The sequence below is a fragment of the Leptolyngbya sp. KIOST-1 genome (assembly GCF_000763385.1).
Classification (GTDB): Bacteria; Cyanobacteriota; Cyanobacteriia; order Phormidesmidales; family Phormidesmidaceae; genus Nodosilinea.
The window spans coordinates 1,543,107-1,564,644 of the sequence record NZ_JQFA01000004.1; the positions used below are offsets into that span (position 1 = coordinate 1,543,107).

General features: G+C 63.4%; 15 protein-coding genes. 9 read left to right on the forward strand and 6 right to left on the reverse strand.

Annotated features, from left to right (window positions below; genetic code table 11):
• The first annotated feature begins 105 nt into the window (after window positions 1-105).
• The 4 genes from NF78_RS23935 to hpsU all read left to right on the forward strand — a co-directional run bounded on the left by NF78_RS23935 (window position 106) and on the right by hpsU (window position 3,943).
• Entirely contained in the window at window positions 106-1,185 is a 1,080-nt protein-coding gene (locus NF78_RS23935; protein ID WP_081972880.1) for a fatty acid desaturase, read from the forward strand.
• 161 nt (window positions 1,186-1,346) lie between these two features.
• The gene (locus NF78_RS23940; RefSeq protein ID WP_035992340.1) at window positions 1,347-2,279 is read left to right on the forward strand and encodes a glycosyltransferase family 2 protein; all 933 of its coding nucleotides are present in this window, start codon (window positions 1,347-1,349) and stop codon (window positions 2,277-2,279) included.
• A 73-nt stretch (window positions 2,280-2,352) separates the two neighbouring features.
• Complete coding sequence (locus tag NF78_RS23945) at window positions 2,353-3,312, forward strand: glycosyltransferase family 2 protein (protein ID WP_035992343.1); 960 nt, start codon at window positions 2,353-2,355, stop codon at window positions 3,310-3,312.
• A gap of 22 nt (window positions 3,313-3,334) precedes the next feature.
• On the forward strand, window positions 3,335-3,943 hold the full coding sequence (hpsU, locus tag NF78_RS23950; protein ID WP_052050893.1) for a hormogonium polysaccharide biosynthesis acetyltransferase HpsU: 609 nt from the start codon (window positions 3,335-3,337) through the stop codon (window positions 3,941-3,943).
• Between the two features lie 185 nt (window positions 3,944-4,128).
• On the opposite strand, the gene surE is transcribed toward hpsU, so the two are convergent.
• Window positions 4,129-4,863 carry a 5'/3'-nucleotidase SurE gene (gene surE / locus NF78_RS23955; protein ID WP_035992346.1) on the reverse strand — a complete coding sequence of 245 codons (735 nt, stop codon included), beginning with the start codon at window positions 4,861-4,863 and terminating at the stop codon, window positions 4,129-4,131.
• A 129-nt stretch (window positions 4,864-4,992) separates the two neighbouring features.
• Between surE and NF78_RS23960 the strand changes: the two genes are divergently transcribed.
• On the forward strand, window positions 4,993-5,910 hold the full coding sequence (locus NF78_RS23960) for a diacylglycerol/lipid kinase family protein (RefSeq protein ID WP_072016236.1): 918 nt from the start codon (window positions 4,993-4,995) through the stop codon (window positions 5,908-5,910).
• A 15-nt stretch (window positions 5,911-5,925) separates the two neighbouring features.
• A complete protein-coding gene (locus NF78_RS23965) occupies window positions 5,926-6,252 on the forward strand; it encodes a hypothetical protein (protein WP_035992352.1) in 327 nt (108 codons plus the stop codon).
• 29 nt (window positions 6,253-6,281) lie between these two features.
• Here the strand turns inward: NF78_RS23965 and pyk are convergent, their stop codons facing one another.
• The 4 genes from pyk to NF78_RS23985 form a co-directional block, all read right to left on the reverse strand.
• Window positions 6,282-7,715 (reverse strand): pyruvate kinase, encoded by a 1,434-nt coding sequence (gene pyk, locus NF78_RS23970; protein WP_035992355.1) that lies wholly within the window; start codon window positions 7,713-7,715, stop codon window positions 6,282-6,284.
• Between the two features lie 64 nt (window positions 7,716-7,779).
• Window positions 7,780-12,345, reverse strand: a complete 4,566-nt coding sequence (locus NF78_RS28560) for an EAL domain-containing protein (RefSeq protein ID WP_156119946.1) — start codon at window positions 12,343-12,345, stop codon at window positions 7,780-7,782.
• Between the two features lie 283 nt (window positions 12,346-12,628).
• Window positions 12,629-13,999, reverse strand: coding sequence for a GTP-binding protein (locus NF78_RS23980; RefSeq protein WP_035992358.1), 1,371 nt, complete (start codon window positions 13,997-13,999; stop codon window positions 12,629-12,631).
• A gap of 44 nt (window positions 14,000-14,043) precedes the next feature.
• Window positions 14,044-15,741, reverse strand: a complete 1,698-nt coding sequence (locus tag NF78_RS23985) for a DUF697 domain-containing protein (RefSeq protein WP_052050895.1) — start codon at window positions 15,739-15,741, stop codon at window positions 14,044-14,046.
• Between the two features lie 254 nt (window positions 15,742-15,995).
• Here NF78_RS23985 and NF78_RS23990 point away from each other — a divergent pair, with 254 nt between their 5' ends.
• Window positions 15,996-17,900 (forward strand): serine/threonine-protein kinase, encoded by a 1,905-nt coding sequence (locus NF78_RS23990; RefSeq protein WP_035992360.1) that lies wholly within the window; start codon window positions 15,996-15,998, stop codon window positions 17,898-17,900.
• A gap of 153 nt (window positions 17,901-18,053) precedes the next feature.
• On the forward strand, window positions 18,054-18,767 hold the full coding sequence (gene bioD / locus NF78_RS23995; protein ID WP_035992363.1) for a dethiobiotin synthase: 714 nt from the start codon (window positions 18,054-18,056) through the stop codon (window positions 18,765-18,767).
• Window positions 18,768-18,915: 148 nt separating this feature from the next.
• Here bioD and NF78_RS31530 read toward each other — a convergent pair whose 3' ends face one another.
• Window positions 18,916-19,122, reverse strand: coding sequence for a hypothetical protein (locus tag NF78_RS31530; RefSeq protein ID WP_156119947.1), 207 nt, complete (start codon window positions 19,120-19,122; stop codon window positions 18,916-18,918).
• A gap of 314 nt (window positions 19,123-19,436) precedes the next feature.
• Between NF78_RS31530 and NF78_RS24000 the strand changes: the two genes are divergently transcribed.
• Window positions 19,437-21,518, forward strand: coding sequence for a hypothetical protein (locus NF78_RS24000; RefSeq protein ID WP_156119948.1), 2,082 nt, complete (start codon window positions 19,437-19,439; stop codon window positions 21,516-21,518).
• Window positions 21,519-21,538 lie beyond the last annotated feature (20 nt).

Genomic DNA, 21,538 nt, shown 5'->3' on the forward strand with positions numbered 1-21,538 from the left:
CCGCGGGATAGAATTTTTATGCCGCAGAAGGTTAAGCTATGTAACGCCCTCTCATGTTTGTAAAAGCAGCTGGGCGTTCGTCTCTATGGTTAAATTGGTACCTTTGTGCAAGTAGATCGCGTTCCGATCGGGGCTCCAGATATAGAACTATCAGCCCATGTCCGATCGGCCCAAGAGCTAAACTTTACCCTCCAAGACCTCAAGGCCGCTATTCCAGCCTACTGCTTTCAGCCTTCTACCACCCGGTCTCTCGCCTATCTTGCCCTGGATTTGGGGGTGATTGCAGGCCTGTACGCCATGGCCTACGCACTCAATTCCTGGCTGTTTTTCCCGATCTTTTGGCTGGCCCAGGGCACCATGTTTTGGGCGCTGTTTGTGGTGGGGCACGACTGCGGCCACGGCTCGTTTTCGCGCCACAGGTGGCTGAACAACCTGGTCGGTCACCTGACCCACACCCCCATTTTGGTACCCTTCCACGGGTGGCGAATCAGCCACCGCACCCACCACGCCAATACAGGCAACATCGATACCGACGAGAGCTGGTACCCGGTGAGTGAGTCGACCTATCGCGCCATGCCCGCCGCCCAGAAGTTTGTGCGGTTTTACGGCTCGCTGTGGGCGTACCCGTTTTACCTGTTTTTCAGGTCATCGGGGCGCAATGGCTCTCACTTTATGCCCGGCAGCGACCTGTTTCGCCCGACGGAGCGGCGCGGGGTTGTGGTCAGCACGATCTGCTGGTCGGCCATGGTCCTGTTTCTGGTCTGGCTGGGGGTGAGTCAGGGGCTGCTGTTTTTGGTCACGTACTACATAATCCCCTACCTGGTGTTTGTGATGTGGCTCGACTTTGTCACGCTTCTGCACCACACCGAGCCGGATATTCCCTGGTACCGGGGCGATGAGTGGTACTTTCTCAAGGGGGCGCTTTCGACCATCGATCGCGACTACGGCTTCATCAACCCGATCCACCACAACATCGGCACCCATGTGGCCCACCACATCTTTCTAAACATGCCCCACTATCACCTGAAGACGGCGACGGCAGCCATTAAGCCAATTTTGGGGGACTACTACCGCTGTTCAAAGGAGCCGGTGTGGCGCAGCTTTGCCCGCTCCTTTTGGGCCTGCCACTACGTCGCTGACCAGGGCAGCAAGGTGTACTATCAACCCCACCCCCGCCACCGCTAGGCCCTGGGGGCCTCGCAAAAATCCTGGTTCTGGGCTGTACCGGTAGTCTGGGCCGCGAAATGGGCAGTTTAGAATCAGTGTGATTCTGAACTGCCCACGTTTGTTTTGTTGGCGGTGGGATGCGGTTCTTTTGGCGATGCCCTAACGGCGATGCTCCGACTATGACTCAGCCTTTGATCTCGGCAATTATTTGCACCCACAACCGGGCCAGCTACCTGGGGGCCGCGATCGCCAGTGTGCTGGGGCAGACCTACGGAGCTTTCGAGCTGATTGTGGTTGACAACGCCTCAACCGACGATACCCGGGCCGTGGTAGACACCTTTTTGCCCCATCCCCGACTCATCTACGCCTATGAAAGTACCCTGGGGCTGTCGGCGGCGCGCAATCGGGGAGCGGCGATCGCGCGGGGCAGCATTCTCGCCTACCTGGACGACGATGCCGAAGCCTCGCCCCACTGGCTGACGGCCCTGGCGGCGGCCTTTGCCGCCTATCCCCAGGCTGCGATCGCAGGCGGTGCCGTCAGCCTGATCTGGCCCCAAGGGGTGGTGCCCCCCAGCTGGCTGTCGCCCACCCTGTCCGAGAGTCTGGGGGCCTACGATCTGGGGCCAACGGTTCACCCCATTGCCGACGCGGGCCAAACGCCCCGGGGCCTCAACTACGCGGTCAGGAAAAGCTTTTTGGACTCTGTCGGCGGGTTTGATCGGCAGCTGGGGCGAGTGGGCAAAAACCTGCTCTCTAACGAAGAACTGCACCTGACCCGGCAGGCGCTAACCGCTGGCTTTGAGGTCCTGTTTGTGCCCGCAGCCCAGGTGGCCCACAATGTGGCCCCGGAGCGGCTGCGCCGCCGCTGGTTTTTGCGTCGCAGCTGGTGGCAGGGCATCAGCGAATGCTCCCGCGAATACCTCACCCACAGCTTCAGCGGGCAACGGCTGCGGGTTCGGGGGCTGTGTCTGCTGAGAGGCCTGGTAAAAGCCTGCAAAAGCTGGCAGGACCCGGCGCTGCGGTTTGAAAACCTGGTCTACGCCTACGGGCAGTTGGGCTACCTGGTGAGTGGACTGCGCCATTGGACATCTCGGCCCCGGGCCTGCCCTTAACCTGGAATCACTACTGTTTTGCTAGGCCAAGCTCGTTAATCCACGATCAAACTACGCTTTGAAAGGAATCCCGATGGCGACGACCCCCAAAGTACCCATTTCCGTGCTGATTCCGGCTAAAAACGAGGAACAAAACCTGCCCGCCTGCCTGGCTAGTCTGGAGCGGGCGGCGGAGATATTTGTGGTGGACTCCCACAGCAGCGATCGCAGTGTCGACATTGCCACCGCGGCCGGGGCCAAGGTCGTGCAGTTTGAGTTCAACGGTCACTGGCCCAAAAAGAAAAACTGGGCCCTGGACAACCTGCCCTTCAGCCACGAGTGGGTGCTGATTGTGGACTGCGACGAGCGCATTCCCCCCGACCTGTGGGACGAAATTGCCGTCGCCATTCAGCAAACCGATTTTGACGGCTACTACCTGAACCGGCGCGTCTTTTTCCTCGGCACCTGGATTCGCCACGGCGGCAAGTACCCCGACTGGAACCTGCGCCTGTTTCGCCACCGGGCGGGTCGCTACGAAAACCTGCAAACCGCCGATATCCCCAACACCGGCGACAACGAAGTGCACGAGCACGTCATGGTGGAGGGGGCCGTGGGCTACCTGAAGCACGACATGCTCCACGAGGATTTTCGCGATCTGTACCACTGGCTGGCCCGCCACAACCGCTACTCCAACTGGGAGGCCCAGGTCTACTACAACCTGCTCACGGGCATGGGGGACGGCGGCACGATTGGGGCCAATCTGTTTGGCGATGCGGTGCAGCGCAAACGGTTTTTAAAGAAAATTTGGGTGCGGCTGCCCTTCAAGCCCCTGCTGCGGTTTGTGCTGTTCTACGTGCTGCGGCTGGGCTTTTTGGATGGACGGGCCGGCTATATCTACGGGCGACTGCTGAGCCAGTATGAGTACCAGATCGGGGTGAAGCTGTTTGAGCTACGCCAGTTTGGCGGGCAGCTCAACGTTACTCCCCAAGGCAGCCCGGCCCAGCCACAGCCAGCGGTTCAACCGGCGGTTGTTCCGGTAGAATCGGCTCCTTAGACCTCCTCGATCGCGGCTGACTATGGCTGTTTCCCCTGTTGACTCTACTGACTGTCTCCCCAGCGGGGGCGATCGCCCCTGGATAAACCTGGACGCCTACGACCAGTCCTGGTACAAACCGGGGCGTTCCAAGGGCGTAATTTTGCTGTGGTGGCTGCTCCAGGCGGTGATCTTTCCGCTCACGCCCCACGCCTCCCACGGGCCCAGGTGCTGGCTACTGAGGCGATTTGGGGCCACCGTCGGCAAGGGTGTAGTGATTCGCCCCACGGCGCGGTTCACCTTCCCCTGGAACGTCACCATCGGTGACCACAGCTGGATTGGCGACGATGTGGTGTTCTACAGCCTGGCCCAGATCACCGTTGGCCAGCACTGCGTGATTTCACAAAAAAGCTATCTCTGCACCGGCAGTCACGACATCGGCGACCCCCACTTTGGTCTGATGGTCGCCCCCGTGACGGTAGAAAACGGCGCCTGGATCGCGACCGACTGCTTTGTGGCCCCTGGGGTAACGGTGGGGGCCAACACGGTGGTGGGTGCCCGCAGCAGCGTGTTTAAGTCGCTGCCGCCGGGGCAGGTCTGCTACGGCAACCCCTGTCGGGCGGTGGCCCCGCGGCAGATGGGGCAGAACTAGTGCCGCTGCGCGGCCTTCAAACCGATAAATTCAACCGGCAAACCCCTTACCGCGCCAGGGTTGATGCATGGTCATAACAGAATATTACCTACACGTGTTTTGGCCCCCAAACCCCCAATTTTGGGGGCTTCAGATCCCCCAGGATTGGGGCGCAGGGGGGGCGAAGTCATATCGGTGGGTGTGGGTCAGTCGAAGGGATGTCTCGATTTAGCCTGGGCTAACTCCTGCTCGTGGGTCAGGTCGAGGCGCAGGGGGGTGATAGACACATAGCCCTGCTCCACGGCCCAGCGATCGGTCCCCGGTTCGGCGGCCTCCAGCGGCACCACCGTGAACCAGTAGTGCTGTCGCCCCATGGGGTCCTGGCTGGGCATGACCTGACCGTTGTACTGCCGCACCGATTGCCGGGTCCAGCGCAGGCCCTGGGGTTCGCGATCGGGAAAGTTGACATTGACCAGGGGGAGGGCCGGGTCGGACAGCAGCAGGTCCAACACCTCCTCCAGGGCGGGCTTAAGCAGGGCGAAGTTCGGTTCGCTGTCGGTGATAGGCGCACTCAGGGCAATGCCGCGCAGGCCCAGCAGCACCGCCTGCTTGGCGGCCGCCAGGGTGCCGGAGTGCCACATGGCGTTGCCCAAGTTACTGCCCAGGTTGATGCCTGAGAGCACAATGTCCACTTTGTCCCAGTGGTAGGCCCCCAGGGCCACGCAGTCAGCGGGCGTCCCATTGACACGATAGGCCTCAAAGCCCTGGATCGGGGTGCGCTTGTAGGACAGGGGGCGGGACGCCGTAATCGAGTGCCCCGCCGAAGACATTTCCACATCGGGGGCAACCACGCGCACGTCGCCAAACTTCGCCGCCACCTCGGCTAGGGCCGCAATTCCAGGGCTGTAGATGCCGTCGTCGTTAGCGATCAGGATGCGCATGGTTCAACCTCTTTTCCTCCTCTCGTCTGACGGCTATCTGCCTCTTTGCTGAGGAATACCAGAGCCGTCAATCTTTATGCTGTTCAAATCTTGTTCCAGATTTGGTGATAGGGCGTTTAGAGAATTTCTATGAGAGTTACGCTGATTCATAATTCCAAAGCAGGTGATGACGATCAACCTTCCAAAGAAGGACTTTTATCGTCCATTGAGCGGGCGGGCCATGAGGTTAGCTACCGGTCAACTGGCGACGACAATTGGGCAGCCGCCCTGGAAGAACCGGGGGATTTAGTTGTTGCCGCTGGGGGGGATGGCACCGTTGGTAAAGTGGCTAAACGGCTGGTTGAACAACCCGTCCCGATCGCTGTTCTGCCCCTGGGAACAGCCAACAACATTGCCAAAACCCTGGGCCTAATGAATACTCCCCTGGAGGAGCTGATTGCCGGATGGGCCACCGCGCCACGGGTTAAGGTTGACACCGCGATCGCCAGCGGTGCCTGGGGCAAAACCCATTTGATTGAAAGTTTAGGGGTAGGACTGTTTGCCCAAACCATGTCCCGAGCAGACAACAGTCATTATGTGGAGCAGTCGGCGACCGCAGACGAGGAGTTGAAGACTGTTTTAGGGCTGCTAAAAGAGGAAATATCTCGCTGTCCGGCTCGAACCATCACCCTTTCTCTGGATGGGCAGGATATTTCAGGCCAGTACCTTTTGCTGGAGGTGATGAACATTCAGTACGTGGGTCCCAACCTTCACCTCGCGCCCCACAAGGCCCTCAGCGATGGACAACTGACCGTAGTCGTGGTGCATGAGCACGAGCGGGAGCCGCTGAGCGAATACCTGACCGCTTGCTTAACCGGTCACAACTCCCCAGCCCCCTTCAAGCAGTATCAGGGCCGCCACCTGCAACTCCAGGGCCAGGAATTTGGCATTCATCTGGACGACCAACAGCTGCCCTACCACTGTTTGGCTGAGGCAGACAATTCCTGCACGGTTACGGTCAACGTCAATCCCCAGGCGCTCGAATTTCTGGGCTCTGCGGCCGGATAAACGCCAGGGGGGGGTATGAACATTCAGTACGTGGGTCCCAACCTTCACCTCGCGCCCCACAAGGCCCTCAGCGATGGACAACTGACCGTAGTCGTGGTGCATGAGCACGAGCGGGAGCCGCTGAGCGAATACCTGACCGCTTGCTTAACCGGTCACAACTCCCCAGCCCCCTTCAAGCAGTATCAGGGCCGCCACCTGCAACTCCAGGGCCAGGAATTTGGCATTCATCTGGACGACCAACAGCTGCCCTACCACTGTTTGGCTGAGGCAGACAATTCCTGCACGGTTACGGTCAACGTCAATCCCCAGGCGCTCGAATTTCTGGGCTCTGCGGCCGGATAAACGCCAGGGGGGGGTAGTCCAAATCGGCATCAGGCGGAGACCGTGTGAATTTTGAGGAAGTTGGTGCCCTTGGGGGTATTGGCGGGCACACCGCCCATCACCAGCAGCTTGTCGCCGGGGACGACTAAACCGCGCGATCGCAGGCTCTCCTCCGCCACCGTCACCATCTCCTCAAAACTGTGGGGAAAATCGTCCAGCAGAATGGGCTTGACCCCCCAGATCAGGTTCATCCAGTGGTAGACCGTCTGTTTGGGGGTGCAGGCGATCACCAGGGCGTTGGGGCGCTCGCCCGAGGCAATGGTGGCGGTGTAGCCCGTCTCGGTAAAGCAGACGATGTACTTGAGGGAGAGGGTTTGGTCGATGGCGTTGAGAGCTTCGCTGAGGGCGTGGGTTTCGTCGCTGAGGGTGGCGGGCTCGTTGGCAAAGGCCAGGTCCTGCTCCACATCGCTGGCGATGCGGGCCAGCATCTCCACCGCCCGCACCGGAAACGCCCCCACCGCCGACTCCCCCGACAGCATCACCGCGTCGGTGCCGTCGAGGATGGCGTTGGCCACGTCGCTGGCCTCGGCCCGGGTGGGGCGCGGGTTGTGAATCATGCTCTCCAGCATCTGGGTGGCGGTGATCACCGGAATGCAGCGGCGGTTGCACTCGCGGATGATGTGTTTCTGCAGCATGGGCACCTTTTCGGCCCGCATCTCCACCCCTAGATCGCCCCGGGCCACCATCACGGCATCGACCACCGCCAGAATGTCGTTCAGGTTGTGAATCGCCTGGGGCTTTTCAATTTTGGCCAGCACGGGGGTGTGACTGGCCCCCAGACTGGCCAGCAGGTCCTTCAGGGTAAGAATATCCTGGGCCTGACGCACAAAGCTCAGCGACACAATATCCACCCCCTGAGCCACGCCAAACTCGATGTCCTGGCGGTCTTTGGCGGTGAGGGAGGGCAGGCGCAGGGTGAGGTCTGGCAGGTTGACCCCCTTGCGGCTCTTCAGCTCTCCCCCCTGGATCACCCGGCAGATCACCCGGGCGTCTGCAGCCTTTTCCACCCGTAGCTCCAGTAGCCCGTCGTCGAGCAAAATCTGCATGCCGGGCTGGGCTTCCTCGGCCAGGTAGGGGTAGTCAATGCCAATGCCGTCCACCGCGCTGGCCTGGTCCAGCGGCACCAGGGTGACGTTGGTGCCCTCCTTCAGCTCAATGGGGGTGGGCAGCTCGCCCACCCGAATTTTGGGTCCCTGCAGGTCTTGCAGCAGGGTGATGGGGGTGTCGTGCTCCTCGGAGACCTCGCGCAGCAGGGCAATGGTGCGGGCGTGGTCGTCGTAGCTGCCGTGGGAAAAGTTGAGCCGGGCCACGTTCATGCCCGCGTCGATCATTCGCTTGAGGGTGGCTTTGGAGCTGCTGGCGGGGCCAATGGTGGCCACAATCTTGGTGCGGCGGGTCTTGGGGTACCGGGTCAGGGAATCCATCGCAATCGGCGCAATTGGCCAGGGGCAAGGGTCGCCTTCAGTATAGTCGCAGGTATTTTGGATCCTATGTAGCCCTGGCTGCATTCTGGTTGGGCCAGGTCACCAGGAGTTGTTCGGCCTCTGGGGCGGGCAGGGGCTTGGCAAAGTGGTAGCCCTGGGCGTAGGGGCAGCCCAGCTGACGCAGCTGCTCGAGCTGGCTCTGGGTTTCAACTCCTTCGGCGATCGCGGCCATACCCAGGCTCTGGGCCAGGGCCAGAATGGCCTGCACCATCGCTACCCCCCGCGGGTCGGCCTCCATCGACTGAATGAAGGATCGATCGATTTTGAGAATCTGCATCGGAAACTGATGCACCATGCTGAGGGACGAGTAGCCGGTGCCAAAGTCGTCAATGCTGAGCTGAATACCGCGATCGCGCAGCGCCTGCAACATTACCTCGGCGGTTTGGGGGTTTTCGATCAGGGCGCTCTCGGTGATTTCGAGCCGCAGGTGGTTGCCGCTGAGGCCGGAGGCGGCCAGGGCGTCATCGATGGTGTCGATCAGGTGGGGGTGGGCGAACTGCTTGACCGACAGGTTGACGCTGATTACCAGGGCCTGGGCCTGGGGCAGGCCCTGTCGCCACTGCTGGAGCTGCTGGCAGGCGGCCCGCTGGGTCCATTCACCGATGGCAAGAATTAATCCGGTCTCTTCGGCCAGGGGAATAAAGGTGCTGGGCAAAATGACGCCCCACTGGGGGTGGTGCCAGCGCACCAGGGCCTCAAAGCCGATCAGCTGATCGTTGCTTAGATCGACAATGGGCTGGTAGTACAGCGCCAGTTCATTGCGATCGATCGCCCGCTGGAGGGCGTTTTCGAGGGAGAGACGGGTCGCCACCTGCTCGTGCATGGCGGGGTCAAATAGGGCCGACTGGCCCCGACCGTGGTCCTTGGCCCGGTACATGGCGGTGTCGGCGTCGCGCAGAAAGTCCACCGCCTCTACCGCTCCGGTCAGATTGGACGCGATGCCGACGCTGGCGCTGATGAAAATTTCGCGCCCCTCCAGCAGCAGCGGGGTTTGCAGCACCTCATGAATGCGATCGGCCACCCTGCGGGCGTCGTCAATGGCGGTGATCGGGTTGAGCAAAATGGCGAATTCGTCGCCCCCCAGACGGGCCACCAGGTCGCCCTCCCGCACCACCGAACTGAGCCGCCGGGCGCACTCAATCAGCAGCTGGTCGCCCACCAGGTGGCCGAGGCTGTCGTTGATGACTTTGAATCGATCGAGGTCGATGAAGAGCACTGCAAAGATCACCGCCTTTGACACTTTGGCGGCCGCCACGGCCCCGTTGAGCTGCTCCATAAAGTAGGCGCGGTTGGGCGACCCGGTGAGGGGGTCGTGCAGGGCTTCGTAGGCCAGGCGGTCCTCGATCAGTTTGCGATCGGTGATATCGGTGAGGGTGCCCACCAGGGTCGTCACCGCGCCCAGGGCATTGCGCTGGGCCTGCCCCAGCAGCTGCACAAAGCGCCGGCTGCCGTCGGGGCGCACCAGGGTCCCCTCCAGGTTGAGGGGTTGGCCGCTGCGGCTCGATGCGGCCAGCTGATGCTGCCACAGGGGGCGATCGCCGGGGTCCAGGGCCGCCAGCAGTGCCGCCACCGTCGGGGCGGTCTGGCCCAGGGGCAGGCCGTAAATCCGAAACATCTCCTCGGACCAGGAGAGCTGCTGACTGGGCAGGTACAGCTCCCAGCTGCCGGTGTGGGCGATGCGCTGGGCCTCCTTGAGGCGCTGCTCGGCCCGCTGCCGCTGGCGCAGTTCGCGCTGGGCCTGGGCCAGGGTTTGGGCCTGCTGCACGGCGATCGCCAGCTGGTCAGCCACGGTCTGCACCAGCTCGATCTCGGCGGTTTTCCAGGCTTCGGGGTCCGGGGTCTGGCGGTGAATGCCCAACCGTCCCCAGGGCCGGGGGAGACTCAGGTGGAGGGGCACCAGCAGCCAGCGACCGGGCAGGGTGTCGAGCAAACCGTGGGGGGTGGCGGTGGTGTCGATCTGGGCCAGGTCGCTCTGGAGCGGGCTCTCCGCCGGATCCGTGATGGTGCGGAACAGCAGGCTGGGCAGCGTCGGGTGGGCCCGGTGTTCGGCGATGACCCGCCACTGCTGGTCGGCGGGCAGGTACATCTGAATGCTGACGTGGTCCGCCTGGAGCAGGTGGGCGATTTCGCGGGCGGCGGTGTCAAAGATGCTGTCCAGATCAAGGGACTGGCGAATCGCCTGCACCACCCGGTTGAGGGCCTGCTCGCGACGGATCTGGTGCTCAATTTGGTCGTAGGCTCGCTTGCGGCTGGTGACATCCTGAAAGTACACCGCCAGACCCTCCTGGGTGGGGTACACGTGGAACTCGCACCAGCTGTCGGATCGGGCCATGTATTCCTCAAAGGTGAGGCTGACCCGATCGATAATCGCTCGTCTGAGGTGCTGGGCCATCTGGGTGTCCAGCACCTCCGGGAACTCCTGCCAGAGGTTCTGGCCCAGCACCCGGTGACGCGATCGCCGCAAAAACTGCTCCGCCCGCTGGTTGAGGTAGATAAATCGCCAGTTCTGGTCGAGGGCAAAGAAGGCGTCGGTAATGCTCTCCAGAATATTGTTGATGCGCTGGTGGGAGCTTTGCAGGGCCTGTTCGGCGGCCTGGCGCTCGGCCTCCTCCTGCTTGCGATCGCTGATGTCCTGGGACACCCCAATGCTGAACAGGGGCTGGCCGTCGCCATCGCGCACCAGGCACACCGTCAGCGCCACCCAGATCAGGCTGCCGTTCTTGTGGCGGTAGCGCTTTTCCATGGCAAAGGAGTGCAACTCACCGGCCAGCAGCCGCTGGTAGTGCTGCAAATCGAGGGCCAGATCGTCGGAGTGGGTAAAGTCGGCAAAGTTTTTTTGCAGCAACTCCTCGCGACTGAACCCCAGCATGCGGCAGATACCGGGGTTTACATCCACTAGGTCCCCGTTCAGACTGGCCTGGCAAATGCCCACATTGATCTGCTCAAAAATAGCCCGAAACCGAGCTTCGGCGGCGCTCAGGGTAGCCAAAATGGCCTTGCGTTCGGTAATATCCTTGCCGACCGAGAGCAGGCAGGTCTGGTCGTTGAGCTGGGTCAGATCCGCCGACACCAGCAGGGTGCGGGTCTGGCCATCGGCCATCAGGGAGTCGATTTCGATGTTTTGAATGCAGCCGCGATCGCGGATCTGGCGGCGCAGGTGGGCAAACTGGCGGCGATCGTGAACCAGGCCCAGGTCGGCGGGGCGTCGCCCCACAATTTCGGTGCTGGGGCGGCCCAGCCAGCGGGCATAGCTGGCGTTTACCAGCAGGTGACGCCCCTCCGGAAAGGTGGTCACGGCCATGGGGTCGGGGCTGTGGTGAAACAGGCTGGCAAAGGCGTTTTGAGTTTGACGCAGGCAGGTCTGCATGGTGTACTGTTCGCAGGCCAGCGACAGGCTAATCGAGGCAGTCCGCAGCAGCTTAATGGTGGCCGGGGGCCAGGCGTTCGGGGGACTTGTCCCGGCCTGGTCAGGGCCATCGCTAGCGCGGCTAAACACCAAAAAGCCAAAGTACTGGGCGTGGCACCGCAGCGGCAGAACCAGTACCGTATCGCCGCTCAGGTGCCTCAACAGCGCCTGCTCCGCCGCTGGAAAGCTACCCACGGTTCCGGTCAGCAGGCCACCTCGGGAGAGGACGTCGTGCCATCGCTGCAGCTGCACCAGGGGCAGGTTTTGTAGGCTGGCCTGGTCAATGGCGGCGGTGCCCCTCCGGTACCAGGCGGCCCGTAGACTGGTCAGAGTTTTGCCATCGCTGTCTAGATGGGTTTCAAACAGGGCGGCGCCCAGTGCCTGGCTGGCCACTCCCAGCAGGTTGAGACAGCGCCCCAACACCCGCAGGCGATTTTGCCCCTCCATCTGCAGGAGCTGGTAGTGGATGTTGGTCAGGATGGTGAGGCTGCGATCGGGAGGAGTCGGGCGAGGGGCGGGGCTGCGATCGGTAGCGGCGGCTAGCGGGGGGTCGACCTCAGGCCTCAGGTGCCACGGCGGGCTCGGGCGATCGCCCAGGCCCCCGGTATCTTGATCGTCAGAAATGCTGGTCTCAGCCGTAGCCCAGTAGAGCCGCTGATGCGACACCAACCCGCAAATTTGCCGCTGGGCATCCATCACCAGCAGGTAGCGGTGGCCCCCCTGAATGGCCTGGTGGGCCTCCAAAAGGCTGGCCTCATACCCCAGCATGGGTACCTGGGGCAGAGTGCTCAACCCAATGGCGGTCGTCGCAGTATCGACTCCGGCCGCAACGCCATTGAACACCTCTTGCTCCGTAAACAACCCCAAAACATCGCTCCCTTCCGCCACCACCACGCAGCTCTGGCGCTGGGCCTGCATCAGCTGCACCGCCGCCTGAATAGAGGTCTGGGGCGGTACCACCGCCGGCAGCAGATCAACCAGGTCGCCCAGATTGAGGGGCCTGGGAAGGGTGCAGCTCGGGGCGGCGGTGGAGGTTGGGGAGGAGTCTTGGGTGGCTATGGTGCAGCTCAGGGGAGAGAAGGACACTGGGGAGGTGGCCCCGGTGGTTGACGTTTCGGCAGGTTCACGGACAGCGGCAGAATCTGAATTGGAAAGAGCGGCCATGACCAATACACTCGGGCGGTAGGGCATAGCGTTCCCCGGACGGGTCCCCACAGTGGTAGGCGGGCCGGAGGCGGTGGGTTGGGGCTATCGTTTATATCGAACTATCTGATGGGGATCATTCAAGACCTGGCTGTCACCGAGCGCCCCGTGGGTAAACGGGAGCACCCTGGTGAGAACAAAGTGCCCCCAGGGTACCCACTTAAAGTCCTTTGTCAACAGATGCTGCGCTAATCGGTTCTGCGACGAGTCTTGCCCCAACCCGTTCAGCCCCCGCGTAGTGGTACTAGACCCCGGCGGAGGATGCCTTGGTCAGGTCGGCCTTCACCTCCTGGCGCAGGCGGGCCAGGGTCTTGGAGGCATTGGTATCGGCGAGAATGGCGGCTAGGGTGGCGCTGACGCCCTCGGGGCCCCAGGTGCAGCCCTGCTCCAGATAGGTTTTAGCGGCTCTGCCCACCGCATAGGAACCATAGCCTGCGGCGCTGGCCTGGGCGGTCATGGCTCCGGCCAGGGCCATGACCCCGGTGGGGCTGTCGACGAGGCTGACCAGCGCCGCGGTGGTTTTGCCCGCCCCCAGCAGGCCGCTGCCCACCTCGCTCAGCAGCAGTGTGCCGGAGCTTTTGAGAATGGCCCGCCACAGTCTACCGGCCTCGTGGCTGGTGATAGGAAAGCCGTAGAGCCGCGCCAGGGTGCGAATCATGACCAGGTCGATAAGAATGCCACCCGCCAGGTCGAGGCCCGCGATCGGATTGAGGGCGACGGCGGCGGCTTTGTACTTGGCAAACTGCCAGATGGTTTCGTCGGCGCGATCGCTAAACAGTTGACTGACCTGGCCCACCATCTCACCCTCTATGGCGCGGGCGTTGCGCAGGGCGTTGAGGGCAACCAGCCCGGCACCATCCTCGGCCACAATGGTCAGCAGCGCCTGGCGCAGGGGTTCGATCTGGGCCGCCTGGGGCTCCCACTCGTCACTGGTACGACCATCGGGCCACTCGACTCGCACCCGCAGCGGCGCGGGGCTGGCGGCGATAGTGACCACGCTGTCAATGGCCAGAGGCAGCTTGGCCCCCTGGCCCAGGTCTGCCCGCAGGCGGTGGAGGGTCTGGTAAATTGCCTGGCGATCGATTTCGGGGTAGAGGTCGATCTTGTTAAACACCAGCAGCAGGGGTTTTTGTCCCCGCTGTAGCTCCAGCAGCGCCTGGTATTCGAGTTGAGTAATCTCCCCTGAAACCACAAATAAGATTAGATCGGCCTGGGTGGCTACGGTTTGGGCCATATCGGCTCGCACGTCACCCCCCACCTCGTCCAGGCCAGGGGTGTCGATCAGCTCGATCTGCCAGGGCTGATCGAGGTCCATCTGCGGTTGCCAGTACACCGACCGGGGCCAGCGGGTCACCCCGTGCAGAGGGCCGGTCTCGAGCAGGGCTTCTCCCACCAGGGCGTTGATCACCGCCGATTTGCCCCGGCTGACCAGGCCAAACACCGCCACCCGCAGACAGCGCGACTCCAGCTTGGCGTCCAGGCTCTGAAGCTGCCCCAGGCCCGTTTTGACCGCCGCTGCCGCCGCCGGGTCGGGGCTGCCCTGGAGGGCGGCGGAGTAGCGAGAGACGGCCTGACTCAGGGTGTGGCGGGCGCGGTGCAGCAGCGGGGAGGGCATGGGAGGGGTGGGTGAGGGGGTGAGGGGGTGAGGGGGTGAGGGGATTAAAGGGGGTCGTTGGGGGTGGTTTCGAGGGGCAGGGGGGGGACAGTGGTTGTGCTGGGGACGGTTTCGAGGGGGAGGGGGTCGGCGGCGGGGCTGGTGGACTGGAGATCGAGGGCGGGGGTGAGATCGAGGTCCAGGTCGAGGGCGGAGCTGGCAGGGAGCTGGGCTGGGGTGGGTTTGAGGATTTCTATGCCCTGTTTGGCCAGGGTTTGCAGCAGGCTGAGCTGACGGTTTTGCTGAATGGTGGCCTGGAGCCGCTGGGCGATCGCCTCCCAGGAGAGGGCCGTGGTGGGGGTACCGGCCAGGGCGGCCTGCTCAAAGTAGTCAATCAGGCTGAGGCCCGCCATCCGGGTGAGGTAGGTGGCGCTGAGGCCCTGTACCAGCCCGCCCGCCAGATAGGTGGCGAAGTGGCTCTTGAGTACAGCGGTGAGCACCTGGGTCGAGAGTTCGACCAGGCCCAGCTTGACGGTGAGACTGGCCAGGGTGCCAGCGGCGGTCTTGGCTTCGTCGAGGTTGAGGCTGAAGCCGTAGATTTTGCCCAGGTCCATAATCAGCTGGCCGTTGATGGCGACGGTGGCCAGCAGGTCGAGGGTGGGTACGGGGTTGGCAAAGGCGGCGGCCCCGGCCACCCACTGCAGCCGATCGATCAGGGGCATGGCCCGATCGCGGCGCAGGCGGTTGAGATCGCTCTGCACCTGCTGGCGCAGGGCCTGGGTGCGGCGCAGCACGGTGGCCGCCACCAGCGCAGATCGCTGGGCGCCCAGGGCCGACTCAAGGGCGGCAGGCAAATCAGCGATCGCCGCTGGGGGCGTTTCCATGGTTTCGCTCACGGTGCCATCGGCCTGGTGGCGGCGCACCTTGATGGGACGGGGGGCGGCGGCGATCGCCACCACGGGCACGGGGGCAGGCAGGGTAGACACCTGCCGCTGGAGCTGGGCCAGAATGGTCTGCTGATCGGCGGGGTCGTAGTGGTCTTGCTTGTTGAACACCAGCACGGCCCCCTGACCGGCCAGGGCGCGATCGCGCAGCAGGGTGAGGGCGCTATTGGTGATGTCGCCATCGGTGACGAGGAGCACGCCGTCGTAGCCCAGCCAGTCGGGGGAGACGGCTGGCGCCAGGCAGACTTCGGCCCAGCTCAGGGCGGGGGTGGTTTCCCGCAGCAGGGCGAGCAGGGTGCTTTTGCCCGTGCGGGGGTCGCCTGCGATCGCCACCTGTAGGGTCTGGCGATCGAGCTCCGCCAGCAGGGTCTGGTGCTGCTGGCGGTAGGCCACCAGGCTCGCGGCGTCGATCGCGGCCGGGCCCGCCAGCGCCGATTCCTGGGCCAGGGTGTCGACCAGGGTGGCCAGGGCTGCTAGCTCAAACTCCACCCGAGCGCGATCGGTCAGGGGCGGGGCGGCGGGTTTGGCGGCGGCGGGTTTGGCGCTGCGACCCAGACCGGGGATACCTCGCCGCCACCACCAGAGCCCCGACCCCAGGGCCATAGCGCTCAGCAGCGTGGAGCTGTCGAGGGGATTGAAGTGGGCACTCCCCAGCAGCGCCAGGGTAGCCGAGAGGCCCAGCCCGCCCACCAGCAGGGGACGTTTGAGCAGCGCCGATACGGGCGATCGGTCCAGGCCCGCCGTTGGCCCCAGGGCGGGCTCTCCCGCTGGCTGAGCGGGATCGATGGTGTCGTCGTGGTCTGTGACCTCTAGCCCCATGGCCTGATCGCCTCTTGGTAATGTTTGGGTGCCCTGTCTGCGATGGGACTGCGATGGGAGCGCAGCCCTACGCTTCATCCCCATTGTCGCAAAGGAGGTGGCCTGGCTCCAGGGGGGACTTCCTCCCTGCCCAGGTGTGAATCCCGGCGCAGCGCGACCCAGGGGCAGGCCCGGTAATCCTACTGTAAACTGGGGTAGCGATCTTCCTGGCAGACAGGCTGCCCAATCTTCAGCCCCTGAATCGATCCAACACCATGCACCCCACCCTGATTCCTGGTACTACCCTTCAAAACCGCTACCGTGTGCTGCAAGAGCTGGGGTATGGCGGCTTTGGGCGCACCTATCTGGCCGAAGACCTGGGCCGCTTCAACGAACGCTGCGCCGTCAAAGAACTTGAGCCCCAGCAGGGGGATCAGTTTTCCGACAAGGCCCTGCAGCTGTTTCAGCGCGAAGCCGCTATTTTGTACAGCATTGAGCATCCCCAGATTCCCAAGTTCCAGGCTATTTTCGAGGAAAATCAGCGCCTGTTCCTGGTGCAGGACTACATCGACGGTGTCACCTACCGCGACCTACTCAACCAGCGCCTGGGCCAGGGTATGGCATTCTCCGAGGTCGAGGTGCGGCGGTTTTTGCAGCAGATGCTGCCCGTGCTGGCCCACATCCACAGCAAGGGCATCATCCACCGCGATATCAGTCCCGACAACGTTATGCAGCGCAGCACCGACAATTTGCCGGTGCTGATCGACTTTGGCGTGGTCAAAGAAGTGGTCACCCGCATTCAGCCCCCCGGCCCCCACAGCCAGGCGACCTCCGTGGGCAAGCTGGGCTATGCCCCCAGCGAGCAAATGCAGTCGGGCCGGGCCTACCCCAGCAGCGACCTCTACGCCCTGGCGGTGACGGCGATCGTGCTGCTGACCGGCAAAGAGCCCCAGGATATTTTTGACGATGTCAACCTGAGCTGGAACTTGCCCACCAACCTCAGCCCCGGCCTGCTCCAGGTGCTGCAGCGGGCCACCAGCTACCGTCCGGGCGATCGCTACCAGTCGGTCAGTGAAATGGCCCAGGCCCTGGGAGCCCTGGGCAGCACCATGGGCCCCGCCCCAGGACAGCCCACCATGGCCCCGCCGCCCTCCCAGGTGAGAACTGTGGCTGTGGGGCGGCAGTACCAGCCAACCCAGGTGGGCGCGCCTCCCCCAGCGCCCACCTACACGGCCCCGGTCCCCGCCGCCGAACCCACCTCGGTGTGGGAAAACCCCTGGGCGGTAGCCGTGATTGGCGGCATTCTGGCGCTGCTGGCTGGGGTGGGCGGCTGGCTGGTGGTCAGTCTGCTCAACCGCACCCCCGCTCCGACGCCGACCCCCAGCCCAGAAATTACCATCGACCCGATTCCCCAACCCACCCCTGACCCCACCCCCACCCCCACCCCCGATCCCGGCCCCATCGAGTACGACCAGAACCTCGGCATTTCCCCCGGTCAGGACCGCACGGTGACAGGCAGCCTGCGCCGCAACGAAACCATCAACTATCGCTTCAACGCCACCGAAGGCCAGGTGCTGCTGGCCAGAATGCAGGGAGAAGGGGTGCTGCTGACGGTACTCAATCCCCAGGGGCAGCCGGTGGATCGCTCGGCCCAGCGGGTGCTGAACTGGCAGGGCCCTCTCCCCGCCGATGGGGAGTACATCGTGCAGCTGCGCCCCGTTCAGGGTCTGGAGCAGAGCGACTACGAACTGGAGGTCAGCCTCAGCGCGGTGCCCGATCCGCAGCCCACCCCAGAACCCCAACCTGAACCCACCGTGGAGCCGCCGCCGGTTGTGCCCGCGCCCGACCCCGCCCCTCAGCCTGACCCCAACCCCAGCGTCACCCAGCAGCGGGTGCAGATTCCGCCAGGGCAGACCAGTGTGCAGGTGTCGGGACAGGTCAACCAGGGCCGCACTCGTCGTTATGTGATCAACGTGCAGGAGGGCCAGGTCCTGGCCCTCGACCTGCCGACGGTGAGCGGCCCGGTTACCCTCGACGTGCGCTTTCCCAACGGCGAACTGATACCCGATGCCTCGCGGGTGCTGTCGTGGCAGGGGCAGTTGCCCACCAGCGGCGACTACCTGGTCGATGTCTCGTCGCCTCGGCCCTCGAACTACGTGCTGCGGATATCCGCCAACTAGTAGTCAGTCAAGTTAGTAGTCAGTCAAGTTAAATGTGACGGGTTAACGGGGTTGTCGGTCTACGGTAAACCGTACACGGCTCGCCTTAAACCGCTTACCGTGAACCGTGAACCTGAAACCGTTTACCTTGCTCAGGTTATCCTCAAAAATCCTATGGTCTCTCTCAACGCACTGCTGGTGGCGGGTACCGACACCGAAGTTGGCAAAACCGTTGTCACCAGCGCCCTGCTGGCCTACTGGCAGCGGCATCGACCGGCCCAGGCTCCGGCGGTGCTGAAGCCTTTTCAGTCCGGCGTGGGCGATCGCGAACTGTACCAGCGGGTGTTCTTTCCAAACACCAGCCTGGAGACGATCACGCCCCAGTACTTTGAGGCCCCCCTGGCCCCACCGCTGGCGGCAACCCTGGAGGGCCGCACAGTAGACCTGCCCCTGGCCTGGCGCGCCCTGGTGGCCAGCACCGAGCAACACCCCTGGGTGCTGGTGGAGGGGTTGGGGGGGCTGGGGTCCCCCGTTACCTACGAGCTGACCGTGGCCGATCTGGCGGCGGCCTGGCACCTGCCGGTGGTGCTGGTGGTGCCGGTCAAACTGGGGGCGATCGCCCAGGCGGTTGCCAATGTGGCCCTGGCCCGTGAGCGTGGGGTAGAGCTGCGGGGCATTGTGCTCAACTGCCCCCAGCCCCTGAACGAAGAGGACTTGGCTCGGTGGGCACCCGCCGATCTGATCGCCAACCTGACCCAAATCCCGGTGCTGGGCACCCTGCCCTTTCTGCCCGAACCCGAGTCGGTCTCGGCCCTGGCCGTGGCCGCTGCCGCCCTCAACCTGGAGGCCCTGTTCCCCAGGGCGGTGCCGTCCGCAGCAGGCCATTAATTACAACAGAGCCGGGTACTCAGGCAGTAGCCTTAATTGATTGACCGCAGGATGGGCACGCTCTGCTTTGTCTATCCTGCAGAGTTTTACTAGCGCCGTCCTACGGGCAAGGTCGGTCGCCACGGAGTCGATGCCAATCCAGGCACCCCTACGACCATGACTCCACACGCCCTGGGGCAACCGCCCTGGGGACGGCGACATTGAGGATAACAACTTGAGGGGAAGTGCCGACCAGATCGCCTGGAAAACAGTCGCGGCTATTTCTTTTGCACTCGGGGCTGGCTGAAACCACCTCGGTCAGCGCCACACCGATCACTTCAGCTGGAGGGATGGCTGGGGGAAGCTGAAAAATCATCGTTACTACCTCAAAATCACCCTGTGTATGGTCGTTATTTGCCTGTAGAACTGCGATCGCCAGGGGCTTTGATCATAGCCAGGAGCCCCTTTGGCGTCATAGTGTGCAAATCTGCTCTACACCATATAAGAAAAAACTTGATAAACCAACTTATTGCTTAACCAAAGTTTTTTATACTTTTTGTGCCCTTTGTGGCAGCGTTCCTGGCATTTTATTGTCCCCCCACAGGTCAATCCCACAAATCAGGGGCGGCGGCCCTCCCAATTGGTTTTAGGTAAAATCACTGGGGATATAAGCAGGGCAGGGATCACGCGGTGACTCATTTTCAGGGCATGGCGGCAGTTTGGAGCCTGGTTCGGCGACGTCAGGGGAGCTGGTGGCGGTGGCTGGCGGTGATTGTGTTAACCGCTTTTGTGACGACACAGCTGTCGCCCTACCTGGCGCTGGCGGCGGTCGATCGGTCGGGGCAACCGGTGGCATCGGCCTCCCCCGCTGTTCCCGACCCCGCTGTTCCTGACGATTGGCTGGCTCAGATTGACCAACTGCCCTCGGGCAGTGTCTCCCTGCCCAACTTTGACCCGACGGTCAACGGATTTCAATTCTCAAACCAGGAGCTGATTCAGGCCATTGACCTCAACCGCAACGCCTCGGCCTGGGAGGAAGTACTGACGGAGCAGCTGCAGCAGCTCTTTGGCCGCCAGGTGTGCGTGGGCGGGAACGCTGCCACCTGCGTACTGACGACCGCCGCCCAGCGCTGGCTGACGACCCAGCTGGAGCGCATGAACCAGGGCCTGTCGGAGGGGATGGCGGCGGCGGTTCTCGACCTGTGGCAGCCGACTCCACCGCGAATTCCCTGGTGGCAGCGGTTGGTTAACCTGTTGCTGGGGCGCACGGTATTTGGCCTGGCCCGCACTTTGTTTGACCTGCAAACCTTTATCGCCAACCTGTTTTTGATGCAGGGGGTGAGCGAGGTGTTTCAGCCCACCCAGGCGGTGCGCAATACCTTTACCCCTACTCAAATTTTGCAGGCGATCGCGCGGGTGTTTCTGACTGGCTCAGCGGACCCCTTCACCATGGGTGTCTACCGCCTGCTGGGGGGAGCCCTGGGCGAGGGCCATGCCCTCACCCCCTACCGGGTGGAAAACCGGGGGGAAGGCAAGTATTGGGTTTACGTCTACGACAGCAACTACCCCGCCGGTCGCCCCGACAGCCCCACCGATCTCCATGTCGAGTTTGATACCCGGGCCGATCGCTGGACCTACCAGCCCACCGCCAGCGGTCCAGCCTTTGAGGGCGACGCCCAGAGCCACACCCTGGATCTGACCCAGCGATCGTGGCGACAGCCCCCCGCCGACGAACCGACGGCGGCTACGGGGCCTTTCACCTGCCCCTTTTGCCGATCTGAGACTGAGCCCAACGCCGAAATCGAGGCTGAGGCCGAACCCACCGTAGACATTACCCTGATCGGCGAGGGGGTGCTCACGGTGGCCCCCTACGGGCTTGACCGACCTGGGGAACCCGAGCCGGAAGCCCTGGGCATCCGCGAGACCGTTGCCCTGGTGCCTTTTAAGGGGGGCCTCAACCGGGAGGTGCCCGCCAGCCACCGTCTGCCTGCTGCGGCCCTGGGGCAGCCCCTTGAGGTCACCCTGACCGGGGTGGCTACCGTCCCGCGATCGCCCGTTACCCTCCAACTCACCGGGCCGGGCTACACCGCCACGGTGGAGGGGCTGCTGCTCAGGCCCGACCAGCGCCTGACCCTATTTTTGGTGGCCAACGCCAGCGGGCCCGAACTTACCTTTGTGGCTGAGCAAACCGCCGATATTCCTCGACTGTCCATCGGCCTGACCGATGAAACCCGCGCCTATCGGTTCGACTCGTCTACCCCCGAAACCGGGTTTTCAATGACCGACCGCCGGATTTCCAAAAGCTCAGGATTTGACCTCAGCGGGCTGCGGCTGGCGGCAGGACAGCGGGTGGCGATGGCGGCCGATCGCGACCTCAAGCGCCTCTACTTTGCTGACGACGATCTGGCCCCCAGCCAGTACGCCCTCACGGTCACCAATCGCCTGGTGGTCAGCGATCGCATCCAGCTGGGGGAGCGCCAGCCCGACTTCATCAACTACACCCTCACCTACGACGAAGATCTGCGGGCCAGCGGCGTGCAGGTGGAGGGCGATCGCCAGGCCTTTTTTGACTACGACCCCGCCTTCATCGACCCGGCAGAATTGCCCCGGCAAACCCTGCTCGACGCCTTTGACCGGCGCGACTTTCCCATCGCCATCGCCTACGAACCCCTGGTTGCCAGTCCCAACCCCCTCAGCCCCCTGCGGCTGACCCCCTCTGGCGCCGAGCCCCTGGGGCAGCGGGTGTTTCAGGGGGTGCTGCGGAAGCGTTGAGCGGCAGGTAGAGGAGAGGC